General features: G+C 75.7%; 6 protein-coding genes and 1 pseudogene. 3 read left to right on the forward strand and 4 right to left on the reverse strand.

Going from position 1 to position 8,586, the window contains the following annotated elements; all coding sequences use genetic code 11:
- Positions 1-773, reverse strand: a pseudogene (locus ACFWEK_RS15260) (hypothetical protein); the annotation flags it as partial.
- Between the two features lie 150 nt (positions 774-923).
- On the opposite strand from ACFWEK_RS15260, the gene ACFWEK_RS15265 reads away from it, so the two are divergent.
- Positions 924-3,503 carry an ATP-dependent DNA ligase gene (locus ACFWEK_RS15265; protein WP_430554569.1) on the forward strand — a complete coding sequence of 860 codons (2,580 nt, stop codon included), beginning with the start codon at positions 924-926 and terminating at the stop codon, positions 3,501-3,503.
- A gap of 4 nt (positions 3,504-3,507) precedes the next feature.
- Here ACFWEK_RS15265 and ACFWEK_RS15270 read toward each other — a convergent pair whose 3' ends face one another.
- The 3 genes from ACFWEK_RS15270 to ACFWEK_RS15280 all read right to left on the reverse strand — a co-directional run bounded on the left by ACFWEK_RS15270 (position 3,508) and on the right by ACFWEK_RS15280 (position 6,112).
- Positions 3,508-4,137, reverse strand: a complete 630-nt coding sequence (locus tag ACFWEK_RS15270; protein ID WP_430554570.1) for a response regulator — start codon at positions 4,135-4,137, stop codon at positions 3,508-3,510.
- Positions 4,134-5,318 carry a sensor histidine kinase gene (locus ACFWEK_RS15275; protein WP_430554571.1) on the reverse strand — a complete coding sequence of 395 codons (1,185 nt, stop codon included), beginning with the start codon at positions 5,316-5,318 and terminating at the stop codon, positions 4,134-4,136. The genes ACFWEK_RS15270 and ACFWEK_RS15275 overlap by 4 nt, the downstream gene beginning before the upstream one ends.
- A 149-nt stretch (positions 5,319-5,467) precedes the next feature.
- Positions 5,468-6,112, reverse strand: coding sequence for a GntR family transcriptional regulator (locus tag ACFWEK_RS15280; protein WP_430548018.1), 645 nt, complete (start codon positions 6,110-6,112; stop codon positions 5,468-5,470).
- A gap of 50 nt (positions 6,113-6,162) precedes the next feature.
- Between ACFWEK_RS15280 and ACFWEK_RS15285 the strand changes: the two genes are divergently transcribed.
- A complete protein-coding gene (locus ACFWEK_RS15285) occupies positions 6,163-7,359 on the forward strand; it encodes a YncE family protein (protein ID WP_430554572.1) in 1,197 nt (398 codons plus the stop codon).
- Positions 7,356-8,586 (forward strand): amidohydrolase family protein (locus tag ACFWEK_RS15290; protein ID WP_430554573.1); only part of this gene is annotated, 1,231 nt, incomplete at its 3' end. The genes ACFWEK_RS15285 and ACFWEK_RS15290, both read left to right, overlap by 4 nt.

Raw genomic sequence — 8,586 nt, forward strand, 5'->3', positions numbered from 1 at the left:
GCAGTGGAGGTCAGGAAGCAGTACCCCTGCGTCGTATCGCCGGGCTCCGCCGGCCCCCGCACAGTGATCTTCTCCGGCTCAGGTATGCGAAACCCCGTCCCAGCCGGAGACTGCTGCCCGTCCGGGCATCCGAGTCCACGGTCCTCCCAGTCTCCGAAGTAGTTGCCGAGGACGTCCAACCCGATCCCCAGGTAACCGCCCTCGACCCCTGGGATGATCTCGTTCGCCGGATCTCCGTCCGGCCGCTTCTGCGCGTACCCCAGGCTGCCCCCGAACGCCCCCGGGGCCACGAGCTCTGCGTCGCCGTTGACCAGGAAGAACGCGATGCCGTCGGCCGGCGCAGGGTCCGCCGTCGTCGTGCCGTACTGCCACTGCTCGAACCGCACGACCAGGCCCTGCTCTGCGGGGATCGGAGTGTCGAACAGCACGGCGCCGGACTGGTCGTTCGACGCGTCCGTGAGCTGGAGGTACCCGTCGGGAGCCCCCTCGAGTGGCGGCGAGTTCACGGTCCGCTCGGGATCGCACCCGCCGAGTGGGTGCGCGCCGGCGGTGGGATCACCCGGAGCCGCACCGGTCAGGCAGGCGGATCCATAGGCGGAGAACAGCGAGTCTGCCGTGGCGCCCGTGAAGGTCTCGTCGACGAAAATCGCACCCTGGGCTGCCGCGACACCCGCCCCGGCACCGACTGCGAGCAAGCAGGTCGCCACGGCGGAACCGGCTACCGGTCCCTTCGGCCGCCGTTTGCGCGCGGTGCCAGCCGCTGACTCGACCATGGACGCCAGGTTCGCACCTGCACCTCGTCTCCGCCACAGATTCGCTCGTCGACGTGTGATCGACATGTCATTCCGTCCGGGACGACGACGTGCAGCCGGTAGGGAGCCTCCGGAGGCGCGCACATCCCGCCCTCGCGCGACGATGTCCGCATGGCCCGCACGTCGTCGAGCAAGCCGCAGACCGTCACGGTCGGCGACCGCCGCCTGCAGCTGACGAACCTGGACAAGGTCTACTACCCCGCCACGGGGACGACGAAGGGCGAGGTGCTGCAGTACCTCGCCCAGGTGGCGCCGGCGCTGCTGCGGCACGCCTCGTACCGACCGGCGACACGCAAGCGCTGGCCGGACGGCGTCGCCGGTCAGATGTTCTTCCAGAAGAACCTGGACGCGTCGACGCCGTCGTGGGTGCCGCGCCGCTCCATCAAGCACCGCACGTCGACCAACGACTACGTGCTGGTCAACGACCTCGCCACGCTGACCTGGCTGGGGCAGACGGCGACGCTCGAGATCCACGTGCCGCAGTGGCGGTTCGGGCGCACGGGCACGCCGATGCCGCCCGACCGGCTGGTCCTCGACCTGGACCCCGGGCCGGGCGCGGGCCTCGCCGAGTGTGCCGAGGTGGCGCGGCTGGCGCGCGACGTCCTGCTCGGCATGGACCTCGACCCCCTGCCCGTGACCAGCGGGTCCAAGGGCCTCCACCTGTACGCCGCGCTCACCGGGCACGACGACTCCCTGACCGCGGACGCCGTCTCCGCCGTCGCGCACGAGCTCGCGCGGCACCTGGAGTCGGAACACCCGGACCTCGTCGTCAGCGACATGAAGAAGTCGCTGCGCGCGGGCAAGGTGCTCGTGGACTGGTCGCAGAACAACGGCGCCAAGACCACCATCGCGCCGTACTCGCTGCGCGGCCGCGACGAGCCGACCGTCGCCGCCCCGCGCACCTGGGACGAGCTCGACGACCCCGACCTGCGCCACCTCACCTTCACCGAGGTGGTCGAGCGCCTGGAACGCGACGGCGACCTCCTGGAGCCCCTGGCCGCCGGGCACCTGGCGCAGCTCGAGCCGACGCCGGAACGCATGGCGACGTTCGAGCGCACCCCGGCCGAGAAGCTCGAGACGTACCGGGCCAAGCGGGACCCGGACAAGACCCCGGAGCCGTTCGGCCCCGACTCTCCCGCCGAGCCCGAGGGCGCACCGACGTTCGTCATCCAGGAGCACCACGCTCGTCGCCTGCACTGGGACTTCCGGCTGGAGCACGAGGGCGTCCTCGTGAGCTGGGCGCTGCCCAAGGGCGAGCCCACCGACCCGAAGCAGAACCACCTGGCCGTGCAGACCGAGGACCACCCGCTCGAGTACGGGTCGTTCGAGGGCACCATCCCCGCGGGCGAGTACGGCGGCGGGGAGGTGACGATCTGGGATGCCGGCACCTACGACCTGGAGAAGTGGCGCGAGGACGAGGTGATCGCCGTCCTGCACAGCGAGCGCCGGGGCTCCCGCCGGCTCGCCCTCATCCGCACCGGCGGGCGGGGCGGCGACGACCAGAACTCGTGGCTGATCCACCGCACCAAGACGCAGCCCGGCGACGAGGACGCCGGGGCCGAGGCGCGCGACGACGACACCCGTCCGAGCCCGCCGGCGGCCCGGCCGCGCGCGGCCGCCGACGACGCGCCGGCCGAGACGCCGCGCCCGATGCTGGCGACGACCGCGCCGCCGGGCGAGCTGGCCCGGCTCGACCCGGACGACTGGGCGTTCGAGGTGAAGTGGGACGGCTTCCGCGCCGTCGTGGAGGTGCTCCCCGGCGCGGACGGCGACGACGAGCGCACGGTGCGCCTCACGTCCCGCTCCGGCCAGGACCTCACGGTGACGTTCCCGGAGCTGCAGCAGGTCGCGGAGATGGTGTCCGACGAGGACCTCCCGCTGGCGCTGGACGGCGAGATCGTCGCCCTCGACGCGGACGGGCGCCCGTCGTTCCGCCGCCTGCAGCAGCGGGCCAACCTCTCCCGGCCGCGCGACGTCGAGAAGGCCCGCCGCGCGGTCGGCGTCGACCTGGTGCTGTTCGACGCGCTCGTCGTCGGCGGGCGCGCGGCGACCGACCGGCCGTACGCCGAGCGCCGCGCGGAGCTGGCGCGGGTCGTGACGCCGCGGCGTCCGGTGCACGTGCCGGACGCCCTGGACGGCACGCTCGACGAGGCGCTGGAGACGAGCCGGCTCATGCGGCTGGAGGGGGTGGTGGCCAAGCGGCGCCGGTCGCCGTACACGCCGGGCCACCGCTCGCGCGACTGGCTCAAGATCAAGCACGCCCGCACCCAGGAGGTGGTCGTCGTCGGCTGGCGCCCCCTGCATGCGGGGACGGGGCGGGAGGACGCCCGGGTCGCCGGGTCGCTGCTGCTGGCGGTGCCGGACGACGGCGGGGTGCTGCGCTACGTGGGCAAGGTCGGCACGGGCTTCAAGGAGGCGGAGCGGCGGGAGGTCGTGCGGCGCCTGCGGCCCGTGGACGACGCGCCGCTCGACGGCGTGCCCCGCACCGAGGCGGTGCACGCGCGGTGGGCCGCGCCCGAGCGCGTGGCCGAGGTGAGCTACGGGGACTGGACGAGCGATCCCGCCGACCTGGGGGCGCACGCTCCCGACGGGGGCGGCGGCGCGGACGACGAAGGACCGCGGCTGCGGCACTCGGTGTGGCGCGGGTGGCGCGACGACAAGCGCCCGGACGACGTCGGCGTCGAGGGCTGAGCCGTCAGCGCACCGTCTGCCCGCGCAGCGCGTGCGCGACGGCGGCCGCCCGCGACTCGACGCCGAGCTTGGCGTACACGTGCGCGAGGTGGGTCTTCACGGTCGCCTCGGAGATGAACAGCCGCCGCCCGAGCTCCCGGTTGCTCAGCCCCTGGGCGAGCAGCGTGAGCAGCTCCGCCTCCCGCGGGGTGAGCGCGCTGCCGGGGTTCTGCGCCTGCTGCATGAGCCGGGACGCGACCGGCGGGGACAGCACGCTGCGCCCGACGACGGCGCCCCGCACGGCGGAGAAGATCTCGGCGGGCGGGGCGTCCTTGAGGACGTAGCCGATGGCGCCCGCGTCGACGACGCGCACGACGTCGGCGTCGGTGTCGTAGGCGCTGAACACGAGGACGGGCAGGTCGGGGTGGGCGGCACGGATGCGGCGGGTGGCGGCGACGCCGTCCTCCTCCGCGCCCAGCTCGAGGTCCATGACGACGAGCGCGGGCGCGAGGCGCCCCACGGCGTCGAGGGCCTCGTCGGCGGTGCCCGCCTCGCCCACGACGGTGAGGTCCGGCTGCGAGTCGAGCAGGGCGCGCAGCCCGGCGCGCACCACGTGGTGGTCGTCCACGAGCAGCACGGTGATCGGGTCGCTCATGCGTCCTCCTGGTCGTCCGGCCCGGCCGTCCCGGCGTCGGCGGCGACGGGCAGCTGCACCCCGACGACGGTCCCCTCGCCCGGCGAGCTCTCCACCGTGATCGTGCCACCGAGCTGCTCCACCCGCTGCCGCATGGCCCGCAGCCCGAACCCGCCCTGCCGTCCGGGAGCGCCCGCGCCGACGGTCCGCGCCGCGACCTGCTCGACGTCGAAGCCGCGGCCGTCGTCGAACACGTCGAGCGCGACGGCGTCGGGCAGGTAGGTCAGGGTGAGGCCGAGCCGCGCGGGGCCGGCGTGCCGGTCCACGTTCGCCACGGCGCTCTGGGCGATGCGCGCGAGGGCGTGCGCCGTCTCCGCGCCGACCCGCACCGGCTCGCCCACCACGGTGAGCTCGGCGTCCGGGACGTGGCGACGCGCCGCCGTCCGGATCGCGGCCTCGACGTCGGCAGGGGCCACGCCGCCCGCCGCCGGGGACGGGTCCACGAGATCGTGCACGAGGTCGCGTGTCTGCCCGAGGCTGGCGCGCACGGCGACGGCGGCCTGCCGGGCGTCGTCGCGCGCGGCGCCGGGGTCGGCGTCCCAGCGCTGGTCGGCGGCCTCGAGCCGCAGCACCGCGGAGGACAGGGACTGGGCCACGGTGTCGTGGATCTCGCGCGCCACGCGCTCGCGCTCGGCCAGGACGGCGACCTCGCGCTGCAGCCGGACCCGCTCCCCCGCCTGCCGCACGATCGCGTCGTACGCGAGGCTGAGCAGCACCGCCACCACGAGCGGCGCGACGGCGGCCGCCCAGTCGCTGCGCCCCGACAGGCCGAAGAGCGCGACGCCCGTCACCACGGCGACGGCGCCCACCAGGACGTGCGCGGCGGGCACGGGCACGAGCGTGCGGCAGACGAAGAACAGCGGGATCGCCGACCAGGCGAAGCTCGGCGCCACCAGCACGAGGGCGCCCCACGCCAGGAGCAGGACGCCCAGGACCAGGTCGACCGCGACGCGGCGGGCCGCCGGTCCGGTCTGCCGCGCGAGCACCACCAGCGCCGCGTACGCGGCGGCGACCACCGCGACGAGCACGACGACCAGCCACCACCGGCCGTCGAGGCCGTGGTTGGTGAGGTAGCGCGCGGCGGACGTCGCGACGAGCGCGGCGAACGCGAGGTGCACGCCGCGGGTGAGGGATCCGGGCACGACACGCACGCTAACCGGGCGGGGTCGATCCGCACCTCATCCGTTCGGATGAGCCGACGCGCCCCGGACGCCCGATGCGCCGGCGCGGCGCGTCCGACGAGCCTGGGCGCATGACCTCGCCCCCGGCCGCGCGCCCGGCGCGGACTGCGTCAGGCCCGGCGCTCCTGGGCCGCGGCCCGGCTCGTGCCGAGGTGCGCGCTGGCCAGGCGGGCGGCGGCCTCGCCGTCCCTGTCCCGGACCGCGTCGAGGAGCTCGCGGTGCTCGTCGGCGATCGCCTGCAGGTCGAGGTGCTGCCCCAGCAGCCAGCGCACCCGGCTGGCGATCACGAGGTGCAGCTCGAGGAGCACCGGGTTCCCGGCGGCCTCGACGACGCGCTCGTGGAAGTCGGCGCCGGCGCGCCGGGCCGTGGGGCCGTCGCCCGCGCGGGCGGCGGCGTCCTCCCGCTGCCACGCCTCGGTGAGCGCCTCGAGCTGCTCCGGCGACCGGCGCGTCGCCGCGAGCCGGAAGTGCAGGGGGTCCGTCGCCTCGCGCACCTCGTGCAGGTGGTCCACGTCGGCGTCGCTGAACTCGCGGACCACCGCCCAGGTGCGCGGGCGCGGGGTGACGAGCCCTTCCGCGACGAGCGTCCGCAGCGCGTCCCGCACGGGGATGCGGCTCACGCCCAGCTCGGCGGCCAGGTCGCGCTCGACCAGGCGGCTCCCGGGCTCCCGGGAGCCGTCCACGATCTGCTCGCGGACGACGCGCGCCACCCGGACGGACTCGGGCTCGAAGGGGGCCGAGAGCTCGGAGGACATGCGCACATCTTGCCAGCCGGCCGGAGGGGAATATGGCATACCATCTCACCGTGACTCCCGCCCGCCGCACGCGCCGCCCGGCCCGTGCCGCGGGAGCGGTCGCCGTCGCCGGAGCCCTGCTCGCCCTCGGCGCCTGCGCGGCTCCACCGCAGCCCGCGGGCACCAGGACGCCGAGTCAGACCCCGAGCCCGAGCACGTCGGCCACGCGGACGCCGTCTCCCGATCGCGCGCCCGCCCAGCTGCTGCTGGCCACGCAGGCCGAGCGCGACACGCTCGCAGTGGTCGACCCGGCCGACCGGCGGGGCAGCGCCGTCGTCGACGAGATCACCGTGGGCACCGCGCCGTGGGGCGTCGCCGTGGACGAGGACTCCCGGCGCGCGTACGTCTCGACCGCCGAGGGCGTCGCCGTCGTGGACCTCGACGCCCGGGAGCGCACGGACCTCTTCGCGTACGAGCACGCGACGAGCCGTCGCGCGTTCGGCGAGTACCGGCGCGGCGGCCTCGGCCTGGCCGTCTCCCCCGACGGCGAGCGGGTGCACGTCGCCGTGAGCACGGGCGACGCGGCGTTCCTCGAGACGCTCGACGCCGACACCGGCGAGGTCGTGTCCGCCGTGCCGGTGGGGCTGCGGCCCTTCGACGTCCTCGTGAGCGACGACGGCGACGAGGTCTACACGATCGACCACGACGGGTTCACCGTCACGGTCGTGGACCCGGAGCGGGGACGCGCCCGCGCGATCGAGGTGGCGCCGTTCGGGCGCGAGGGCGGCCTCGCGTCGTTCGAGAAGCCGCACTACGCCGTCCTCGACGACGACGGCGACCTGCTGTTGCCGTACCAGGGCCGTGTGCTGGCCCGCGTCGACCCCGGCACCGGCGAGGTCACGACCACCGACCTGACCGCCGACTCCCACCAGCACGGCGTGGCCCGCGCCGGCGACGGCACCCTCGTCGTCGCCGGCAACGGCCCGTTCGGCAACGCCGGGTCGGGCCCGAGCATCGAGGTGGTCGGCCCGGACGGTACCGACGTCGTCCTGCCCACCGACCGCCGGCACGAGACCGTCGCGGTGTGGCACGGGCCCGACGGGGAGGCCTACGGCGTCCTCGCCGGCGGCTACACCCAGCAGGAGGCCTGGGACGGCGCCACCGTCGTCCCGCTCGACGCGGCGCTCGACGGCGCCGGCGAGAGCTACGAGATCACCATCCCCGGACGGCCGCAGGCGGTCGTCCCCTTCGAGGAGGAAGTCCGATGACCAGCTCCCCCACCACCGTCACCGTGCTGCGCGACGTGCGGCCCTGGGGCGGCGAGCGCTCCGACCTGCACGTGGCCGACGGCGTCATCATCGCCGTCGTGCCGCACGACGCCGCTGCGTCGGCCGCCGGCGAGACGGACGGAGAGGTCGACGGGGAGGTCGACGGGCGCGGGCTGCTCGCCCTGCCCGGGCTGGTCAACGCGCACGCGCACGTGGACAAGTCGTGGTGGGGCAAGCCGTGGGTGAGCTACGGCGGCGAGCCGGGCGTCCAGGCGCGCATCGCGCACGAGCGCGCGCACCGCGACGAGCTCGGCATCCCCGGCGTGGACGTCACGCTGGCGGTGCTGCGCGAGTCGGTCCGCACGGGCACGACGGCGGTGCGCACGCACGTGGACGTCGACCTCGGCGTGGGCCTGCGCGGCATCGAGGTGGTCCGCGAGGCCGTCGCCGCCCTCGGCGGCGCCGTGCACGCCGAGATCGTGGCGTTCCCGCAGGACGGCGTGCTGCGCCGCCCCGGCGTCCTGGAGCTGCTGGACCGGGCGGCGGCCGCGGGCGCCGAGCACGTCGGCGGCCTGGACCCGGCGTCGATCGACCGCGACCCGGTCGGTCAGCTCGACGGGCTGTTCGAGATCGCGGAACGGCGCGGCGTCGGCATCGACGTGCACCTGCACGACGGCGGCGAGCTGGGCGCCTTCCAGATCGAGCTGATGGTCGACCGCACCCTGCGGGCCGGGCTCCAGGGCAGGGTCAACGTGGCGCACGGCTTCGCGGTCGGCCAGCTGTCCGCCGCCCGCCAGGCCGACCTGGTCGCGGCGATGGGCGAGGCCGGCATCACCATGACCACCGTGGCGCCGATCGGCGCCGCTCCCCTGCCGCTGCTCGCGCTGCGCGACGCCGGCGTCCCGGTCGGCCTCGGCACCGACGGCATCCGCGACCTGTGGTCCCCGTACGGGACGGGCGACCTGCTCGCGCTCACCACGCAGCTCGCGCGCCTGTCGGGCCTGCGGCACGACCAGGAGCTCGTCACCGCTGCCCGCGTCGCGTCCGCGGACGCCGCCCGGTTCGTGGGCCGCGAGGTGCACGACCTCGTGGTGGGTGCCCCGGCCGACGTGGTGCTCGTCGACGCCGAGAACGTGCCCGACGCCGTGGTGCGCGCGCCGCGCCGGGCGCTCGTCGTGGGGGGGGGCCGGGGGGGGGCCCCCCCCCCGCCGGGGGGGGGGTGTCGGT

It is taken from the genome of Isoptericola sp. NPDC060257, assembly GCF_042726645.1.
GTDB lineage: Bacteria > Actinomycetota > Actinomycetes > Actinomycetales > Cellulomonadaceae > Isoptericola > Isoptericola nanjingensis.